At 64.1% G+C, this 16,775-nt stretch carries 18 protein-coding genes; 15 read left to right on the top strand and 3 right to left on the bottom strand.

All coding sequences use genetic code 11. The features are described from left to right. Window positions 1-4: 4 nt before the first annotated feature. Window positions 5-364, bottom strand: a complete 360-nt coding sequence (locus ACGLWX_RS17640; RefSeq protein WP_396241703.1) for a hypothetical protein — start codon at window positions 362-364, stop codon at window positions 5-7. Window positions 365-696: 332 nt separating this feature from the next. Between ACGLWX_RS17640 and ACGLWX_RS17635 the strand changes: the two genes are divergently transcribed. From ACGLWX_RS17635 to ACGLWX_RS17600, 8 genes are all read left to right on the top strand, one after another. Then, a complete protein-coding gene (locus ACGLWX_RS17635) occupies window positions 697-1,284 on the top strand; it encodes a YqaE/Pmp3 family membrane protein (protein ID WP_396241701.1) in 588 nt (195 codons plus the stop codon). A gap of 100 nt (window positions 1,285-1,384) precedes the next feature. Beyond that, window positions 1,385-2,266 carry a carboxylate/amino acid/amine transporter gene (locus ACGLWX_RS17630; RefSeq protein ID WP_396241699.1) on the top strand — a complete coding sequence of 294 codons (882 nt, stop codon included), beginning with the start codon at window positions 1,385-1,387 and terminating at the stop codon, window positions 2,264-2,266. 120 nt (window positions 2,267-2,386) lie between these two features. Then, on the top strand, window positions 2,387-3,316 hold the full coding sequence (locus ACGLWX_RS17625; RefSeq protein WP_252109728.1) for an NAD(+) kinase: 930 nt from the start codon (window positions 2,387-2,389) through the stop codon (window positions 3,314-3,316). Beyond that, a complete protein-coding gene (locus ACGLWX_RS17620) occupies window positions 3,316-4,281 on the top strand; it encodes a metallophosphoesterase (protein WP_396241697.1) in 966 nt (321 codons plus the stop codon). The genes ACGLWX_RS17625 and ACGLWX_RS17620 overlap by 1 nt, the downstream gene beginning before the upstream one ends. Window positions 4,282-4,501: 220 nt before the next feature. After that, window positions 4,502-5,353, top strand: coding sequence for a rhomboid family intramembrane serine protease (locus ACGLWX_RS17615; protein ID WP_396241695.1), 852 nt, complete (start codon window positions 4,502-4,504; stop codon window positions 5,351-5,353). A 24-nt stretch (window positions 5,354-5,377) separates the two neighbouring features. Beyond that, entirely contained in the window at window positions 5,378-5,662 is a 285-nt protein-coding gene (locus tag ACGLWX_RS17610) for a YeaC family protein (RefSeq protein WP_252109725.1), read from the top strand. A gap of 55 nt (window positions 5,663-5,717) precedes the next feature. Further along, window positions 5,718-6,524 carry a DUF2797 domain-containing protein gene (locus tag ACGLWX_RS17605; protein WP_396241760.1) on the top strand — a complete coding sequence of 269 codons (807 nt, stop codon included), beginning with the start codon at window positions 5,718-5,720 and terminating at the stop codon, window positions 6,522-6,524. Window positions 6,525-6,717: 193 nt separating this feature from the next. Continuing rightward, window positions 6,718-7,143 carry a CopD family protein gene (locus ACGLWX_RS17600; protein WP_396241693.1) on the top strand — a complete coding sequence of 142 codons (426 nt, stop codon included), beginning with the start codon at window positions 6,718-6,720 and terminating at the stop codon, window positions 7,141-7,143. Between the two features lie 63 nt (window positions 7,144-7,206). Here the strand turns inward: ACGLWX_RS17600 and ACGLWX_RS17595 are convergent, their stop codons facing one another. Beyond that, on the bottom strand, window positions 7,207-7,668 hold the full coding sequence (locus ACGLWX_RS17595; RefSeq protein WP_396241691.1) for a DUF2231 domain-containing protein: 462 nt from the start codon (window positions 7,666-7,668) through the stop codon (window positions 7,207-7,209). A 35-nt stretch (window positions 7,669-7,703) separates the two neighbouring features. Between ACGLWX_RS17595 and coxB the strand changes: the two genes are divergently transcribed. Genes coxB through ACGLWX_RS17570 form a run of 5 tightly spaced genes read left to right on the top strand, consistent with a single transcriptional unit; the run spans window position 7,704 to window position 14,875 of the window. After that, window positions 7,704-8,774: a cytochrome c oxidase subunit II gene (coxB, locus tag ACGLWX_RS17590; RefSeq protein ID WP_396241689.1), complete on the top strand. Its 1,071-nt coding sequence runs from the start codon at window positions 7,704-7,706 to the stop codon at window positions 8,772-8,774. Continuing rightward, the gene (gene ctaD, locus ACGLWX_RS17585) at window positions 8,771-11,314 is read left to right on the top strand and encodes a cytochrome c oxidase subunit I (protein WP_396241687.1); all 2,544 of its coding nucleotides are present in this window, start codon (window positions 8,771-8,773) and stop codon (window positions 11,312-11,314) included. The genes coxB and ctaD overlap by 4 nt, the downstream gene beginning before the upstream one ends. A 3-nt stretch (window positions 11,315-11,317) precedes the next feature. Beyond that, on the top strand, window positions 11,318-11,674 hold the full coding sequence (locus ACGLWX_RS17580; protein ID WP_396241685.1) for a hypothetical protein: 357 nt from the start codon (window positions 11,318-11,320) through the stop codon (window positions 11,672-11,674). A gap of 22 nt (window positions 11,675-11,696) precedes the next feature. Next, window positions 11,697-13,928: a heavy metal translocating P-type ATPase gene (locus ACGLWX_RS17575; RefSeq protein ID WP_396241683.1), complete on the top strand. Its 2,232-nt coding sequence runs from the start codon at window positions 11,697-11,699 to the stop codon at window positions 13,926-13,928. Next, complete coding sequence (locus ACGLWX_RS17570) at window positions 13,925-14,875, top strand: bile acid:sodium symporter family protein (protein WP_396241681.1); 951 nt, start codon at window positions 13,925-13,927, stop codon at window positions 14,873-14,875. The genes ACGLWX_RS17575 and ACGLWX_RS17570 overlap by 4 nt, the downstream gene beginning before the upstream one ends. Here the strand turns inward: ACGLWX_RS17570 and ACGLWX_RS17565 are convergent. Next, complete coding sequence (locus tag ACGLWX_RS17565; RefSeq protein ID WP_396241679.1) at window positions 14,872-15,195, bottom strand: helix-turn-helix domain-containing protein; 324 nt, start codon at window positions 15,193-15,195, stop codon at window positions 14,872-14,874. The genes ACGLWX_RS17570 and ACGLWX_RS17565 overlap by 4 nt on opposite strands. 144 nt (window positions 15,196-15,339) lie before the next feature. Between ACGLWX_RS17565 and ACGLWX_RS17560 the strand changes: the two genes are divergently transcribed. Both ACGLWX_RS17560 and ACGLWX_RS17555 read left to right on the top strand, forming a co-directional pair. Further along, window positions 15,340-16,512: a Na/Pi symporter gene (locus ACGLWX_RS17560; RefSeq protein WP_396241677.1), complete on the top strand. Its 1,173-nt coding sequence runs from the start codon at window positions 15,340-15,342 to the stop codon at window positions 16,510-16,512. A 10-nt stretch (window positions 16,513-16,522) separates the two neighbouring features. Next, complete coding sequence (locus tag ACGLWX_RS17555; RefSeq protein ID WP_396241675.1) at window positions 16,523-16,774, top strand: hypothetical protein; 252 nt, start codon at window positions 16,523-16,525, stop codon at window positions 16,772-16,774. Window position 16,775 lies beyond the last annotated feature (1 nt).

The raw sequence follows: 16,775 nt of genomic DNA, 5'->3' as shown, positions 1-16,775 counted from the left end.
GACGTTAGCGTTGGCGAAGGGCAGTGTGCGCGGCCAGATGATCGCGCAGTGCTTGAAGCTCCTGCTGGCCCGCCGTGTTGAGCAGCGGCTTGCCCTGGGCGATCTGCCAGCGCCGGCCGTACTCTTCCATGAGCTGTGATGCCCGGCGGCGCACACCGTCGAGATACTCGTCGTGACGAATGGGGTAGCCGATCATGGCGTTCCACTCGGTTTCGCTGACCCGGCTTTCGAGCGCCTTGTCGAATAGCGCGAGCAAATCCTTGGGCTCGGTGCGATAGCGCGGGGTACTGGTCGTCATCAAAATGATCAGTACCGAACCGATCACCAGCAAACAAACGCCAAGCACCAATAAATAAAGCGCCATTACTCGTGCTCCTTACCGGTTCGAACGCGGCCGTCGCCCGTTTGCAGGTAGAAAATTTTGCCCCGTTGAGAACTTTTTACCAAATCGCTGTCAGATAGTGTACAGGCAACGCGTTATAGCCTTCGCTACGACCGCATCCTTGCGACAGTAGCCGCTAGAAGTGTTGTACTGGCTTCTTTTTCGATCCCTTGCTTCCGCTGCCTTCTGGCAGCGGTTTTTTTTTGGCTTGCCTATACTACTGCTATTTTGACTGGTCTGCATTGATCAGGCGCTCGCGCTAAAAGCGGTAAGGCGCCGGTATCGACCCAATTGACACAAGAGTGGAGCCGACTATGGATGCCCGCGAATACATGAACCGTAAAGGCGTTGGCGTCGAGCGCGACCCGGACCGGCCCAATACGCTGGAAGAGAAAGCCTGGGCGCGGGCCAGGGGCGCCGGCGACGGGCGGCCCAAATCCGGCACGCCCCACGATTGGGAAGACTGGGAGCGCTACCACGAGGACTTGGCGGACGACGCCGATACCCTCGAGCAGAAAATAGATAAGGAGGCGCACCGCAAGGCCGTCGAGCGCGAGCGCCGCGAGAAGAAAGCGCAACATGCACCGCTCGAGCGCGAAGCGGCGAGCGCGCCCGCCAGGCCATCCGCCGTCGAGCACTTCACCCCCGAACCCGCTGAGCCCGAAAAAGCGGCGGCGCCGACGCCTGACGTCAAATCGCCAGCAAGCGACCCCGCTAAAGCCCCCATCGAGGAGCCCGCCGGGCTCAAGGGCGCCTACGCGGCGCTGGCGGTGCTGCTGCCGCCGCTGGGTATCGGGCTTGCCGGCGGCGGTGCCAAGCGCGTAGTGATCGCGCTGGCGCTAACGCTTTTGGGCTGGCTGCCCGGCGTCATCTACGCGCTGGCATGGGTGCTTCGCCGCTGACGAGCGCTTGTGCCGGGCGCCGCGCGTCGAATACCAGGCTTTACCTTTATCCAGAGCGCCGTATAATCCCGTCAACTTTTAATAATTCATGAGGTTGACCATGGGGTGTCTCGTTGGCGTTACGGCGCTTTGGGCGTTTTCGTTTTCGCTGATCGGCGTCTACCTGGCCGGGCAGGTGGACAGCTACTTCGCCGTGCTAGTGCGGGTGTCACTGGCGCTGCTCGTGTTTTTGCCGTTTTTGCGCCCTAAACTCTTGAACTGGCGCGACCGCTTCACGCTGATGGCGCTGGGGGCGCTTCAGCTCGGCGTCATGTACACCTTTCTTTATCACTCCTTTTTGCTGCTCTCGGTGCCCGAGGTGGTGCTGTTCACCGTGCTCACGCCAATCTATATCGCGCTGCTCGATGACCTGCTCTTTCGACGCTTTACGCCGATCTATCTGGTTACCGCTACGCTTGCGGTGATCGGCGCGGCGGTGATTCGCTACCAGGGCGTGGACAGCGGCTTCTGGCTCGGTTTTTTGGTGGTGCAGGGCGCGAATTTGAGCTTTGCGATCGGCCAGGTGGGGTATCGCCGGCTAGCCGCCAGGCAGTCGCAGTCGCTTGCCTGGCACCACGTGTTTGGCTGGTTCTTCATCGGCGCGCTGATCGTCGCGCTTCCCGTCTTTTTGCTTTTCGGCGACGCGGCGGCCCTTCCCACCACGACGCTTCAATGGGGCGTACTCGCCTGGCTCGGGCTTGCGGCCTCGGGCGTTGGCTACTTCGCCTGGAACCAGGGCGCGACCCGGGTCGATGCGGGCACGCTTGCGATCATGAACAACGCGCTGGTCCCGGCGGGACTGATCGTCAACCTGGTGATCTGGAACCGCGACGCGGAGCTTGGGCGGCTGGCACTTGGCGGGCTGATCATCGTCGCCTCGCTCTGGCTCAATCAGTGGTGGCTCAAGCGTCGCCGGCCTACCGGCACGCCCGAGCGCGCCTGAGCCGACTAGCGTTCGCTATTCGAGCCTGACGGCCGGTAAGTATCGGATAAACAAGGCGCCGGATTTGCCCGCGTGCGGGCGGGTCTTCATAATGGGCGATAACGACAGTGAGAGCCCCCCATGCCCACCACGCCAACCAGCACTTCCTGCACGACTAATGCGACGGTCGAAAGACCGTTCAATACGATCGGCCTGATCGGCCGGCTCGGCAGCGACAAGGTAGTCGATTCGCTTTCGCGGCTGGTGACGTATCTGGTCGAACACGACTATCGCGTGCTGGTCGAGGACCGCACCGCCACGATGATTCCCGATCACGGCCAGCCGGAAACCAGCCGTCGCGTGCTCGGCGAGCGCTGCGACCTGGTGATCGTGGTTGGCGGCGACGGAAGCCTTCTGGGCGCGGCGCGCTCGCTGTGCCAAAGCGGCACCCTGATTCTGGGCGTCAACCGCGGGCGGCTGGGCTTTCTCACCGATATCTCCCCGGACGAGCTCGAAGCCCGGGTCGGCGAGGTGCTGGCGGGTCAGTTCGAGGTCGAAGAGCGCTTTTTGCTCGACGCCGTGCTCTACCGCAACGGCGTGGCGGTGGGTAAGGGCGACGCGCTCAACGAAGTGGTGGTGCATCCGGGCAAGGCGGTGCGCATGATCGAATTCGAGCTCTTCGTCGACGGCCGCTTCGTCTACAGCCAGCGAAGCGACGGGCTGATCGTCGCCACACCTACCGGCTCGACGGCCTACGCGCTCTCCGGCGGCGGGCCGATCATGCATCCCAAACTCGATGTCGTGACGCTGGTACCGATGTTTCCCCACACGCTTTCGAGCCGGCCGATCGTGATAGACGCGGCGAGCGAAATCCGTATTCATATCGGCGAAACCAACCACACCTACCCGCATATCAGCTGCGACGGCCAGACCCGGGCGGTGGCCAAGCCCGACGATGTGCTGGTGATCACCCGCAAGCCAGCCCGCGTTCAGCTGGTTCACCCGCTGGGGCACAATTTTTACGACATCCTGCGCAGCAAGCTGGGCTGGAGTCATCGGCTGGGGGATTGATGAGCCAAGGGTACGATCTCATTGGCGACGTCCATGGCTGCGGGGCGACGCTTTCGGCGCTGCTCGAAAAGCTGGGCTACGAACAGCGCGCCGGGGTGTACCGTCACCCGACGCGCAAGGCCGTCTTTCTGGGCGATTTGATCGACCGCGGCCCGCGTATTCGCCTGGCGGTACAGATCGCCCGGCGCATGGTCGACGAAGGTGAGGCCTATATCGTGATGGGCAATCACGAGCACCACGCCTTGGCCTATACTCATCCCGCTCCGAAGGGAAGCGACCGACGCTGGCTGCGCGAGCACTCGCCGCGCCACAACCGCATCATTGCCGACACGCTCTATCAGTACCGCGACCACACCAACGAGTGGGAGGACACGCTCGCCTGGTTCAAGACGCTGCCGCTGTTTTTGGAGTTCGACGACTTTCGCGTGGTGCACGCCTGTTGGGATGCGGCGCTGATCGAGGCGCTCAAGAAGCGTTCGCCCAACGCGTGTCTAACCGACGAGCTGCTCGAGGAGTCGGCCGATTCGTCCACCGAGGCGTTTGCCATCGTCGACCGGCTCACCCGCGGGCCGAGCATTGCGCTGCCCGAGGGCGTCGCGATTCACTCCGGCGACGGCTTTACGCGCAAAAGCTTTCGCGCCCACTTCTGGGCCGCCAACCCCAAGCGCTGGGGCGACGTGGTGTTTCAGCCGGACAACCTGCCTGATCATCTGGAAACCCGGCCGCTGAGCGAGGCCGAGCGCGAAGGGCTTGGCTATTATGATACCGAGCAGCGGGCGCTGTTCATCGGCCACTACTGGTGCGAGGGGATTCCGGCGCTGCCCGCGCGCAACATCGCGTGTCTGGATTACAGCGCGGTGAAGTATGGCCGGCTGGTGGCGTACCGTTTCGACGGCGAGCGCGAATTGAACGCCGACCGTTTCGTTTGGGTCGACGTTCATCGCGAAGAAGAGAGCCGCATTTGAGCGGGTTACGCGGCGCTTTCTATGTCAGGTTATGAGCGGATACATTAGGTAACATCTTTTTTTGAAAATGGCTGAACTAACCCCGCCGCAGGCTATCAGAGTAAGTGTTCCCTTGAATGATCCCTTGCTTTAAGCCGGCGGCCCCCTCCGCCGGTTTTTTTATGCTTGAAGGAAAGTAGCCGCGCCGAGCAGCCGATCGTTTATCCCCAAGGGAGGTGTCATGCACCCCGTCATGCTATTACCCACTGATGCCGACACGCGCGAGCTGCGCCAGGCGCTTTGGCACTACCGGATTGGTCACCGCATCACCGAAGAGCCGGAAGGCCTGACGCTGTGGCTCGCCGACCCCCGCCAGAAAACCGAGCTGACCGCGCTGGTGCGCCGCTGGCAGCAGGGCGAAACGCTGATTACCGGCCCGCGCCCCCAAAGCGCCCAGCGAACTCAGGGCGCCACGCTGTTACGCCGCCTGCCGGTAACCTCCTTGATCATCGGTTTGAGCGTTTTAGTCTTCGCGCTCATGAACACTTTGGGCGACGGCGTGCTCACGGCTCTGACCATCGTGCCGGTCGGTGTGGCCAACGGCCAGCTCGTTGCCCAAAGCCTGATGGAGACGCTGACCGGCGGGCAGCTGTGGCGGCTTCTGACGCCGGCGTTTTTGCACTTCAGCCTGATGCACCTGATCTTCAATCTGATGTGGGTATGGTACTTCGGCCGTCAAATCGAGGCGCTACAGGGCAGCCGCGTGATGGTCGCGCTGCTGCTGGTGGCGGGTATCGGCTCGAATCTGGCCCAGTATGCCACCGGCACGGTGCTGTTTGGCGGCATGTCGGGGGTGGTGTATGCGCTCTTGGGCCACGTTTGGCTCGTCTCACGAAAGCGCCCCGAAAGTGGCTTTTTCGTGCCCCAGATGTTGGTGGTGTTCATGCTGGGGTGGATGGTGTTCACCATGACCTCGCTTGCCGAGTGGGTGGGCTTTGGCAACGTGGCCAACGAGGCGCACTTGGGCGGGCTACTCGTGGGCCTCGCCTCGGGCTGGTACTATTGCGCCAAACGTCCACGGCCCACGCCGTGACTCTCGATACGACTGGAGCCCTGTATGAACGATATGAGCTTTGAGCGCATGATCAGCCAGATGACCCCGAGCATTTACGAAAGCCTCAAGCAGGCGGTTGCGCTGCGCAAATGGCCAGACGGCCGCTTTTTGACCGCCGAGCAGACCGAGTTGTGTCTCGAGGCGGTGATTCGTTTTGAAATCGAAAACAACGTGCCCGACGAGAACCGGGTGGGCTATCTCGAGCGGCGCACCTGCGGCGCCGGCGCTACCGGCGCCGGGGTGTCGCCGGAGATGGCGGGCCTGGGCCGGGACGTCTCGGGTGACTGATCTGTTCGCTAGCGAGACCAGCGCCGCGCCAAACGTAGCCGGCCATTTGAGCAAAATGGCCGGCACGCTCGATGCGCAAAGTAGTGAGGTGAGTTATCACCTGCGCGCCGGCGAGCAGCGTCTGGCGCTCAACGAGCGCATCGGCACGCCGCTTCGCCTGCGCTTTGAAGGCCATATCGCCTGCACCCACTGCGGGCGCAAGACCAACAAAAGCTTCGCCCAGGGCTACTGCTACCCGTGCTTCAAGCGCTTGGCGCAGTGCGACACCTGCATCATGAAGCCGGAAACCTGCCACTACTTTCAAGGCACCTGCCGCGAGCCGGAGTGGGGCGAGGCGCACTGCTTCACCCCGCACATCGTCTACCTGGCCAACTCCTCCGGACTCAAGGTGGGCATCACTCGCAAGACCAACATGCCCACCCGCTGGATCGACCAGGGTGCCATCCAGGCGCTGCCGATCATGGAAGTGGCCAGCCGCCAGCAGTCCGGCTTCGTCGAGACGCTGTTCAAGGAGCACGTGTCAGATCGCACCAACTGGCGCGCCATGCTCAAGGGCGAGGTCGAACCGCTCGACTTGATTCAGGAGCGTGACCGGCTGCTCGGAGATGTCGCTCAGGGTCTGGACGCGCTGCGCGAGACCTACGGGCGCGAGGCAATTCGAGTGCTCGATGACACCCCGCTGGATATCCGCTACCCGGTCGAGGTATTCCCCCGCAAGATCGCCTCGCACAACTTCGATAAGCAACCGGTGGTCGAGGGCGTATTAAACGGCATAAAAGGGCAGTACCTGATCTTCGATACCGGCGTGATCAACCTGCGCAAGTTCACCGGCTACCGCGTAAGCGTTGACTCGCCCGTCTAGCCAGCCCGCCACCGGTTGGCTAAGGTAAGAGCAGCTCTGGATCTTTCGACCGGCCCGACAGAGGCGGGCGGAAGTACTCAGGCAACGCTCACTTGGTGACAAACGCTCTGGCTGGCTCGGACCTCCAGCGGATTCGACGTGCTCATCTGACGTGCTTTTTAAAAGCGCTTTTTAGCATTGCAAGGACGCCGTGATGCCCTGGTTAAAACTTCTCCATATCGCAGCGCTGGTCGTTTGGTGCGGCTCGCTGCTGTATCTCCCGGCGCTTTTGAATCACGGCCTGGCGCTTCGCCGTGATGCAGGCTTTGCTCAGGGCACGCCGCCCATGCCGCGCTTTTTCTACAACAGCGTGGCCACCCCCGCCGCGCTGTTGGCGATCGGCTCCGGCACCCTGCTGTTTCTACTTCACGATTTGATGGGCGGCTGGCTGATTCTAAAGCTCGGCGCGGTGGTGCTGATGGTGGCCGCTCACGGGGCCTTCGGCTGGCTGATTCTGCGTTTGGAGATGGGTATCTACCGCGGCGTCAAAACCGCAACGCTTCTGGGGCTTCTGCTGAGCCTGTTGGGGATCTTCGGCGTGCTCGGGTTCGTGCTGGCCAAGCCCCTGGCGTGGGGCTAGGCGATGAGAAGTGAGAAGGTCTTCAAGCGAGAGTGGAGCGATAACGCGCGCCGTGGGTCGGGCTTATTCGTCGACGTCGACACCGACCGCGTGTTCATAGACGAGCTGGCCGCCGAGCCAGCCGGCCAGTGCGATCAGGGCGCCGGTGACCAGCGATACCGCCAGCCCCCAGGGCAGAATGGCTTCCGGCGAGTTCAGGCGCAACAGCCAGTTCAGCGAGGCCAGCGAAAGCATCACCACGGCCACGATGGCGTGGCTCCAGCCGGTGATCAAACGGCGAATGCGCGACACTGTAACCAGATCGATGATGCCGGCGATCGAGGCGATCCAGCCGCCAAAGGCACCGACGCCGGCCAGCCACAGGCCGCTACGCTCCCAGAACGGATCATTGGTGTACCAGTAACCCAGATCGCTTGCGACCAGCGCCATCAACGCCGCCACCGGGAAGTGGATCATGACCGGATGAAGCGGGTGGCCGGCCAGCGAGGCGCGGCTTTTTATGGAACGCTGCGGAGTGGATGCCATGGACACGTCCTGTGGGCAGACAAAGGGAAAAGAGTATGAGGGAACATAACCATGCGGCGCCGCCCTCAAGGCGTATTCAACGCGCATCGCGACGGCGGGTCAACCTGGCCGCGTTAACGCTTTTACTGGCCGCGCTTTTGCTGTTGGCCGGCTGCGGCGGCGACCATTCGATCTTGAATCCGGCGGGGCCGGCGGCGCGCGATATCCGTCTTATCTGGTTCGTCATGCTCGGCTTTGGAACCGTCGTGTTCATTGCCGTGATCGCGCTTTGGCTCTACACCTTCAAAAAGCGTCACGTTACCCGCACTCCCGCCCAGGAGCGGCGTATCGGCCGGCGCTGGATCATTGGCGGCGGCATCATCCTGCCCACGCTCACGGTCATCGCGCTGTTGATGTTCGGCGTGCCCACCGGCAAACGCATGCTGACGCTGCCGCTGGACGAGCCGCCGGAGGTGATCGAGGTCATCGGGCATCAGTGGTGGTGGGAGGTGCGCTACCCGGGCGCTGAAGGCGGCGAGGTCGTCACCGCCAACCAGCTCATGATGCCCGCCGGCGAGCCGGTGGACTTTCACGTCACCGCCGCCGATGTCATCCACGGGTTCTGGATTCCGCGCCTTGGCGGCAAGATCGACATGCTGCCCGGGCGTATCAACCGCATTCGGCTCGAGGCCGACGAGCCCGGCGTGTTCGGTGCCCAGTGCGCCGAGCTTTGCGGCGTCGGCCACGCCCACATGCACCTGCACGTCGAGGCGCTGCCGCGCGCCGAGTTCGACGCTTGGCTTGCCGCGCGAAGCGACGAGGCGCTGGCCGAGCTTGCCGCCCAAAACGCGGCCTTCGATGCCGCCCGCGACAACTTCACCCAATTCTGCGCCGGCTGCCATCAGGTAGCGGGCATCAGCGCGAGCAATATCGGCCCGAATCTCTCGGATGTCGGTAGCCGTGAAGCTCTGGGCGCCGGGGTAATGGCCATGGAGGAGGGCGCGATCTACCAGTGGCTGAGAAACCATCAGACGCTCAAGCCCAACAACCTGATGCCGCGCCACGACGATCTGGATAACGACACGCTGCAGGACCTGGGTGCCTGGCTGGAGACTTTAACCCCATGACAACCATCAATCGTCAAGCGACGCCTCAGGACCCGCAAGATCCGGAGGACGGCCGCACGCTGCACGACGACCTGCACGAAATTTGGGGCAACCCGCGCGGCATCAAGGCGCTGACCATCGTCAACCACACCACGCTCGGTCTGCGCTTCATGATCACCGGGATGGCGTTTTTCTTGCTCGGCGGCATTTTGTCGATGCTGATACGCACCCAGCTCGCCACGCCCGATCAGAACTTCATGACGCCGGATATCTACAGCCAGGTCACCACCATGCACGGCACGGTGATGATGTTTCTGTTCGCCATTCCCGTGCTCGAGGGCCTGGCGATCTACATGATCCCCAAGATGATCGGCGCCCGCGATCTGGTCTGCCCACGCTTAACCTCGCTTGGCTACTTCTGCTATCTGTTTGGCGGCATCATTCTGGCCTCGAGCCTGGTCATCGAAATGGCGCCCAACGCCGGCTGGTTCATGTACACGCCGCTTTCGAGCAGCGAGTACTCGCCGGGGCTCGGCTCGGACTTTTGGCTGCTGGGCATTACCTTCGTCGAAATCTCGGCGCTCTCCGCCGGGGTCGAAATCGTCGTGTCGATTCTCCGTACCCGCACCCAAGGCATGGCGCTGCACAAGATGCCGCTGTTCGCTTGGTACATCCTCGCCATGGCGTTGATGATCGTGGTCGGGTTTCCGCCGTTGATTTTGGGCAGTATTTTGCTCGAACTCGAGCGCGCGGTCGGCATGCCGTTTTTCCAGGTAGCCGGCGGCGGCGATCCGCTGTTGTGGCAGCACCTTTTCTGGCTCTTCGGCCACCCGGAGGTGTACATCATCTTCCTGCCCGCCGCCGGGGTGATCTCGACACTGATTCCGGTGTTCGCCGGCCGGCCGATCGTCGGCTACGGCTGGGTGGTATTTGCGATCATCGTCACCGGTTTCATCAGCTTCGGGCTTTGGGTGCACCACATGTTCACGGTGGGGATTCCCCAGCTCGCTCAGGCGTTCTTTTCGGCGGCGAGTATGCTGGTGGCGGTGCCCACCGCCATTCAGGTGTTCGTGTGGCTGGCTACGCTTTGGCTGGGTAAGCCGAAATTCAAACTGCCGATGCTCTGGGTGCTTGGCTTTTTGATCATCTTCGTCTGCGGCGGTTTGACCGGCGTGATGCTGGCGCTGGTGCCGTTCAACTGGCAGGTGCACGACACTCACTTCGTGGTCGCGCATATGCACTACGTGCTGGTCGGCGGCATGCTCTTCCCGCTGATGGCGGGCTTCTACTACTGGCTGCCGCTCTTTTCCGGGCGCATGCCGTCGGAAACCATTGGCCGCTGGGGCTTCTGGCTGACCTTTCTGGGCTTCAACGGTACGTTTTTGATCATGCACTGGACCGGGCTTCTGGGCATGCCGCGGCGTATCTACACCTATGAGGCGGGCAACGGCTGGGAGATCTTCAACCTGCTCTCGTCCGTTGCCAGCTTCGTGATGTCCGCGGGCATCGCCATGGTGTTGATCGATATCGCGCTGCACTTTCGCTTCGGCAAGCCGGCCAAACACAACCCCTGGGGCGCCGACACGCTGGAGTGGGCCAACGCGATGCCACCCAGTGCCTACAACTTCGTCAGCCTCCCGAACATCGAAACCCGCCACCCGCTGTGGGACAACCCGGGTCTTCCCCGCACCATGGCCGAGGGCAAGCACGGTCTGGCGGTGGCGAGCCACGGGCGCCGCGAGATGTGGGGGAGTGATTCGATCACCGGCAAGGTACGCGAGATCGTTCACCTGCCGGGCAACTCTTGGTGGCCGTTTCTCGCCGCGCTGGCGCTGGCCGTGGTCTGTATCAGCTTGCTGACGCGTCTCTACCCGGTGGCCGCGGTGTTCGTCATCGTCGCCGGGCTGTTCTTGCTGCGCTGGTCCTGGGAGAACGGCGCCCACCCGAAAGCCGCCCCGGACGCCGAGGTCAAGGAAGGCGACCCGCCCCTGCACTCGCGCACCATGAGTGGGCCGGGCGTGTGGGCGATGGCGACGTTCTCGATCGCCAACGGCTCGTTGTTTCTTTCGTATCTTTTCGGCTGGTTCTATCTCTGGACCGTCTCACCCGAGTGGCGCATGCCCGAGGCGTCGCCGCTGTCGCTGCTGGTGCTGGTCGGCGCCGGCGTGGCGCTCACCGTGGGCGCTGGCATCATGGAGAAGCTGGTACGCGGGCTTCGCGCCCGCCGCGATAGCGGCCTGATGCGCGGGTTTTACCTCAGCGCGCTGCTGGGCGCGGTGCAGGTGGGGCTGGTGCTCTGGTCGCTGCTGAGTGCCGGGCTCGAGCCCACCCAAACCAGCCACGACGCGGTGTTGCTGGTGGGGCTGGTGTACGCGCTGTTCCACGGGGCGCTGGCGATGATCCTCACCGCGATGCAGGGACTTCGCGTACGCTGCGGCTACGTGGGCGCCCACGCGCCCTTCGAACCCGCGGTGGTGGTACAGCTTTGGCGCTACAACCTGGTGACGTTCTGGGTGCTGGTCGGCGCGCTCGGCGTGCTGCCCCGCGTGATGGGAGGCTAAGCGATGCAAACTGCGTTCAAACGACTCCACCTTGGCCATCCGGCGCATCTGATCATCGGTTTGACGCTCTGGAGCATCTGGTTCGTGGCGGTGTACGGCGGGCTGTCGGTGGCCTGCGCCGTGGCGCCGCCGGCGCCGGATCAAGGCTCACTGACGGGCCTCAACCTGGGGCTTGGGCTTTTCAGCGTCGCCACCACCGCCTTGCTCGTGTGGCTTGCCTGGGCCGGCTGGAAGGTGGGCCGCGAGCTTACCGGGCGCCCGCGCTTCAACGCGCTGGTCTCCGCCGGGCTCTATCTCTTCTCCGCCTTCGGGGTGGTGTTCACCGGCATGCCAATCATCGGCGTGCCGCCTTGCCTGTAACGCAGGTGAAACGATCGATTCCATGAGCGATAACGCGCCCGCCGGCCAAGCCGCGCTTTTTAGTCTGCACGGCATGTGGTGTACCAGCTGCGCGCTCGCCGTCGAAGGCGTATTGAAGCGCGCCCCCGGCGTTGCCCAGGCAAGCGTTCACTATCCCACCGCCACGGTGTACGTGCAGGGCGAGGCGGGGGCCTTGGCGCTTGCTACGCTCGCTCCGCGGGTCTCGCGCATCGGCTACCGGCTAGGCGAGCTCGAGGCGGTGCAGGACGCCGCCGAGCGGCTGGAGAAAGAGGGCCGCTACCTGAGCCTTCGCCTGGGCGTCGCCGCGGTATTTGGCATGTGGACGATGCTCGCCTCAATCCTGATTTACGCCGGCGCCGTACAGGCGGGGCGTATCGAGCTGGTCATGGCCTGGATCTCCGGCGCCTTTTCGCTGCCCGTGGTGCTCTACGCCGGCGTGCCGTTCTACCGCGCCGGGTTTCGCACGCTGCTGGCCCGCCGGCCGGGGATGGACGTGCTGGTGAGCCTGGGCGTGCTAGGGGCGATGACGGTGTCGGTCTGGCTTCTCGCGCAGGGCGCCGTCGAGGTGTACTTCGATACCGCCGTCATGCTGATCGCGCTCTTACTGGTCGGGCGGCTGGCCGAAACGCTTTGTCGCCAGCGGGGCCTGAAAGCGTTCGAGGCCTTAACGCTGGCACCGGCCGATGTGACGCTCGAGCGGGAAGGGCGAATCGAGTCGCATCCGCTCAGCGCGGCGCGGCTAAATGAGGTTCAGCGCCTGACGCCGGGCGAGACCCTGCTGCTCGACGGCGAGCTGATGAGCGCCGGCTGGTTCGATACCGCCACGCTCTCTGGTGAAAGCGTGCCGCGCTATCTGGTCGCCGGCCAGCAAGTTTACGCGGGTTACCGCTTTCTCGAGGCCGACGGCGAAACGGCGCTTCGGCTTCGGGTGGGCGCTACGCCCGGCGAGCGGCGCCGGGATCGCCTGTGCGAGCAGATGCGCCTGCTGCAAACCCAAAAAGGCGAGCTTCACAAGCTGGCCGACCGCTTTGCCGCCTGGCTAAGCCCCGTCGCGCTTTTGCTTGCGCTCATCACGCTGCCCGTGGCGTTCATTCTGGGCGCGAGCCTTGAAGAGACGGTAGTGCGCGCGCTGTCGGTGTTGGTGGTCGCCTGCCCCTGCGCGGTGGGGCTGGCCGTGCCGCTGGCAACGCTTGCCGGCAGCGACCAGGCGCTGCAGCAAGGCGTTGCCTTGCGCGACCCGGCGGCTTTTGAGGTGCTTGCCCGGGTACGCGCCGTGGCCTTCGATAAAACCGGCACGCTCACCGCCGGCCGTCACCGGGTCATCCACGCCGAGTTTCGCAATACGTTATCTAGCGGCTTCAATCACAAGCTCGTCGCTGCCACCCGCCAGAGTGAGCACCCGCTAGCCCAGGGGCTGCTGCGCTGGGCAAGCCAAAGCGGTGATAAGAAAAACGACGAGCAGAACGCAAGCGCCGTGGTGCGCCTGGAAGAGGTCGCCGGCGCCGGGCGGGTGATCGCTTTCGAGAGCGGCGAGCGCTGGTGGATGGGAAGCGCTAAATGGCTTGGCGAGCGCGGCGTCACGTTTGCAGGCTCTAATCAACAGGGCGACTACGCCTTCGCCTCCCAAGTGGTGCTGGCCGACGAGCTGGGGTGGCTGGCGACGTTTTATCTCGCCGACCCGCCGGTGGCGGACGCCCGGGTGAGCCTTCGCGCGCTGCAAGAGCAGGGCTATCTTACGGCGCTGATCAGCGGCGACCGCCAGGGCGCGGTGAGCTGGCTGGGTGAGCAGGTGGGCCTGGCACCGAATGCTTGCTACGCCCAGCGCTCGCCGGAGGCGAAAGCGCGGCTGCTGGCGGGGCTTGCATCACCTGCGCTTTACGTGGGCGACGGCGTCAACGATACGCTGTGCCTGGCCGCCGCGGGTGTTGGCGTGGCGCCCATGCAGGCAAGCGACGCCGCCCGCGAAGGCGCCGCCGCCCAGCTGCTGCGCCCCGGCGTTGGCGGCGTGGTAGAGCTGTTGCGCCTGGCCAGGCGCACCCGCCGCGTCATGCGTCAGAATCTGGCGTTTTCGGCGGTGTACAACACTTTAGCGCTGGGGCTGGTCATCGTCATGGCGGTGCCGCCGCTGGCGGCAGTGCTGGCCATGGCGGCCAGCTCTTTAAGCGTGACGCTCAACGCCGCACGGCTTGCCTGGGCGCCGGTCGAGGCCGACCCCGCAAAGGCTTCATCGTGAGCCGCGCCATCGCCTGGGTCGAGGCGCAGCTTCTGTGGCTGGTGATTGCGGTGGCCGCGCTGGGGCTGCTCTATCCGCCGGCGGGCATGGCGCTGGCCCCGCTGATTGGCCCGCTGCTGGCGCTTTTGATGTTCGTCATCAGCCTGACCTTCGATGCCCACCAGGTCGGTGCGGTGCTGCGCCGCCCCTCGCGGCCGCTGCTAGCGCTTTGTCTGGTGTACGGGCCGATGTCGCTTTTGGGCTGGGTAACCGGGCGGCTCTTTTTCGGCACCGGGGCGCTGGCCGCGGGGCAGACGCTTCTGGGCACGCTTCCCACCGACGTGTCATCGCCGCTTCTGGTGCTGATGGCGCGCGGCAACGTGGCGATGGCGGCAGTATTCAACGCGATCAATACGGCACTGTCACCGCTACTGGTGCCGCTGCTGTTTCTCGGGCTCACCGGCATCGAACTCGACGTGCCGCTTTATGCCATCGTGGTCGAGCTTTTATTGATCGTCTTCGTTCCGACGCTTCTGGGCGTGGCGCTGCGCACCCGGTTCAGCGCCACCTTCGCGCGCTTCGACGACCATTACGCGGGGCTGGGCTCTATCCTTTATCTGCTGATACTGCTGGCGGTGGTGGGCCCCAACGCCACGACCATTCTGGGGTACGGCGCTTTTGCTCTGGTGATCGCCGCTGCGGCGCTGTGTTTGAACCTGGCAGGCTACGCGGTGGGCATGGCGTCCAGGCTGATCACCGACGACCGCGCAGAGGTGGTGGCGTATCTTTTCACTACGAGCAAAAAGGAGTTCAGCATCGCGGCGGCGTTCGTCGCGGCCTCTGGGCTTTCGCCGGAAATCGCCATTCCCGCTGCGTTTTTCGCCGTCATCCAGATGATCACCTCACCCCTGGCGGCCAGACTGCTCGTCCGCCGCCATGCTAGCGCCAGAGTGACCGATAAGCGCTAGCAGTAGCCTAGCGCCTCGCCCAGCCGCGTGGCGTGCTCTGTTACCCAGCGCCGGTCGATCGCGCCCCAGCTCTCGATCACGTAGCGGCCGATGTTGTGCCGCTCGCCGTCTTGCCCCTCAAACACGCAGACGATATCGAGCTCGTCGAGAGATTTGATCGTGTCCTGAGCGGTGCGCCGGGGCATGCCGGTGGCCTCCATTAGCGCCGGCACGCTGGCCACGCCCTGGTCGATCAGGTGGGCCACGTAGAGGCGGCGGTAGAAACTCGATCGGGTCTTGCTCAAGGGCTTACTCAAGGGCTTGTTCAAGGGCTGTGTCATCAGGCGTTCCGGCTCGGTAGTTCAAAGGGGGCGATATCAACAATAAGCGGGCGCCGTCACGCGGGCGTCATCAGGCTGTCACCTGCGGCGCGCAACGTGACAGGGTAAACGTGCCCCACGTTGCCAACCGCCGGAGGGATCACCATGGTAGAGACGACCCATCGCGCCGCGCCAGATCAATACGCTCGACCGGCGCAAAAGGAGAAGCAGGGCCGCCTGCGCCAGTGGCTCACGCTCGTCCTGCTAGTCTACTTTTTGATCTGCGCGGTATCCATCGTCGGCGACGGCTTCAAGCTCGCCACCGGCGATCACGCCGAGCGCCTGTTCGAGTTCGCCACCAACCCCTTCGTCGGCCTGATGGTCGGCATCGTTGCCACCGCTCTGATCCAGTCCTCGTCGACGGTGACCTCGGTGATCGTTGGTATGGTGGCCGGGGGGCTGCCGGTTGCGGTCGCGGTGCCGATGGTCATGGGGGCGAACATCGGCACCACGGTGACCAATACGCTGGTGAGCCTGGGCCACGTCAACGACAAGAACGAGTTTCGCCGCGCCTTTGCCGCCGCCACCGTGCACGACTTCTTCAATCTGCTGGCGGTGGTAATCCTGCTCCCCATCGAGATTTTGTTCCACCCGCTGGAGCACATGGCCGGCGCCGTTGCCGGCGCGTTCTACGGCGATGCCAATCTTTCGCTGGATAACGTCAATATCGTGGGCCAGCTGACCAGCCCGGTGACGGACACCGCCGGCCAGCTGGTGTCGAGCTTGCCGGCGGTGGCGGGCGGTATCGCGCTGATCGTCATCGGCGTGGCGCTGATTTTTCTCTCCATTCGCTACATCGGCAAGCTCTTGAAGACGCTGATGGTCGGCCGCGCTAGGCAAATCATGCTCAGCGCCATCGGCCGCGGGCCTTTCACCGGCGTGGCTTCCGGGGCGCTGGTGACGATGCTGGTGCAGTCCTCCTCGACCACCACCAGCCTGATGGTGCCCATGGCCGGCTCCGGCGCCTTCACGCTGCGCCAGATCTACCCGTTCACCATCGGCAGCAATATCGGCACCACCATGACGGCGCTGCTCGCCGCCACGGCGATTTCGGGGGCCACGGCGATGCTGGCGCTGGAGATCGCCGTGGTGCATCTGCTGTTCAATCTGTGCGCCGTGCTGATCATCGGCGGGCTGCCGTTTCTGCGTCTGCTGCCGGTGAAAGGCGCGCAGTGGCTGGGCCGGGTTGCCGCCGAGCGCAAGGCGCTGGCCGCCGGGTGGGTGCTGGGCGTGTTCATCGCGCTGCCGGCGCTGCTGATCGCCGTTACCGTACTGTAAGGAGGGCGCCATGAGTATTGAACAAGGTTCCAGGCCAAGCCTGCACACCACCTCGACCGCCGAGCTCAAGGCGATGCTGAACGACTCGGTGGAGATCATCGACGAGATTCGCGCCGAGCTCGACGCCCGAGAAGCCCAAACCCAGGAACTCGAGAAGATGGATACCCTGATGGTCGAGGCCAGGCCGAAGCTTCAGGAGATTCGCGGCTTCTTCGCGCTGGTGCTCGACGAACTCAGAACGCGGCGCGGCCCACCCAAATAGC

Origin of the sequence: Halomonas sp. HMF6819, from assembly GCF_044335525.1 — a bacterium.
Taxonomy (GTDB): domain Bacteria; phylum Pseudomonadota; class Gammaproteobacteria; order Pseudomonadales; family Halomonadaceae; genus Vreelandella.
This window is presented reverse-complemented; position numbering and strand designations above follow the sequence as displayed.

Bases quoted from the DNA above. Each gene is read 5' to 3' on its own strand.
- ACGLWX_RS17640 (WP_396241703.1), bottom strand. From the start codon at position 364: ATGGCGCTTTATTTATTGGTGCTTGGCGTTTGTTTGCTGGTGATCGGT.
- ACGLWX_RS17635 (WP_396241701.1), top strand. From the start codon at position 697: ATGGATGCCCGCGAATACATGAACCGTAAAGGCGTTGGCGTCGAGCGC.
- ACGLWX_RS17630 (WP_396241699.1), top strand. From the start codon at position 1,385: ATGGGGTGTCTCGTTGGCGTTACGGCGCTTTGGGCGTTTTCGTTTTCG.
- ACGLWX_RS17625 (WP_252109728.1), top strand. From the start codon at position 2,387: ATGCCCACCACGCCAACCAGCACTTCCTGCACGACTAATGCGACGGTC.
- ACGLWX_RS17620 (WP_396241697.1), top strand. From the start codon at position 3,316: ATGAGCCAAGGGTACGATCTCATTGGCGACGTCCATGGCTGCGGGGCG.
- ACGLWX_RS17615 (WP_396241695.1), top strand. From the start codon at position 4,502: ATGCACCCCGTCATGCTATTACCCACTGATGCCGACACGCGCGAGCTG.
- ACGLWX_RS17610 (WP_252109725.1), top strand. From the start codon at position 5,378: ATGAACGATATGAGCTTTGAGCGCATGATCAGCCAGATGACCCCGAGC.
- ACGLWX_RS17605 (WP_396241760.1), top strand. From the start codon at position 5,718: ATGGCCGGCACGCTCGATGCGCAAAGTAGTGAGGTGAGTTATCACCTG.
- ACGLWX_RS17600 (WP_396241693.1), top strand. From the start codon at position 6,718: ATGCCCTGGTTAAAACTTCTCCATATCGCAGCGCTGGTCGTTTGGTGC.
- ACGLWX_RS17595 (WP_396241691.1), bottom strand. From the start codon at position 7,668: ATGGCATCCACTCCGCAGCGTTCCATAAAAAGCCGCGCCTCGCTGGCC.
- coxB (WP_396241689.1), top strand. From the start codon at position 7,704: ATGAGGGAACATAACCATGCGGCGCCGCCCTCAAGGCGTATTCAACGC.
- ctaD (WP_396241687.1), top strand. From the start codon at position 8,771: ATGACAACCATCAATCGTCAAGCGACGCCTCAGGACCCGCAAGATCCG.
- ACGLWX_RS17580 (WP_396241685.1), top strand. From the start codon at position 11,318: ATGCAAACTGCGTTCAAACGACTCCACCTTGGCCATCCGGCGCATCTG.
- ACGLWX_RS17575 (WP_396241683.1), top strand. From the start codon at position 11,697: ATGAGCGATAACGCGCCCGCCGGCCAAGCCGCGCTTTTTAGTCTGCAC.
- ACGLWX_RS17565 (WP_396241679.1), bottom strand. From the start codon at position 15,195: ATGACACAGCCCTTGAACAAGCCCTTGAGTAAGCCCTTGAGCAAGACC.
- ACGLWX_RS17560 (WP_396241677.1), top strand. From the start codon at position 15,340: ATGGTAGAGACGACCCATCGCGCCGCGCCAGATCAATACGCTCGACCG.
- ACGLWX_RS17555 (WP_396241675.1), top strand. From the start codon at position 16,523: ATGAGTATTGAACAAGGTTCCAGGCCAAGCCTGCACACCACCTCGACC.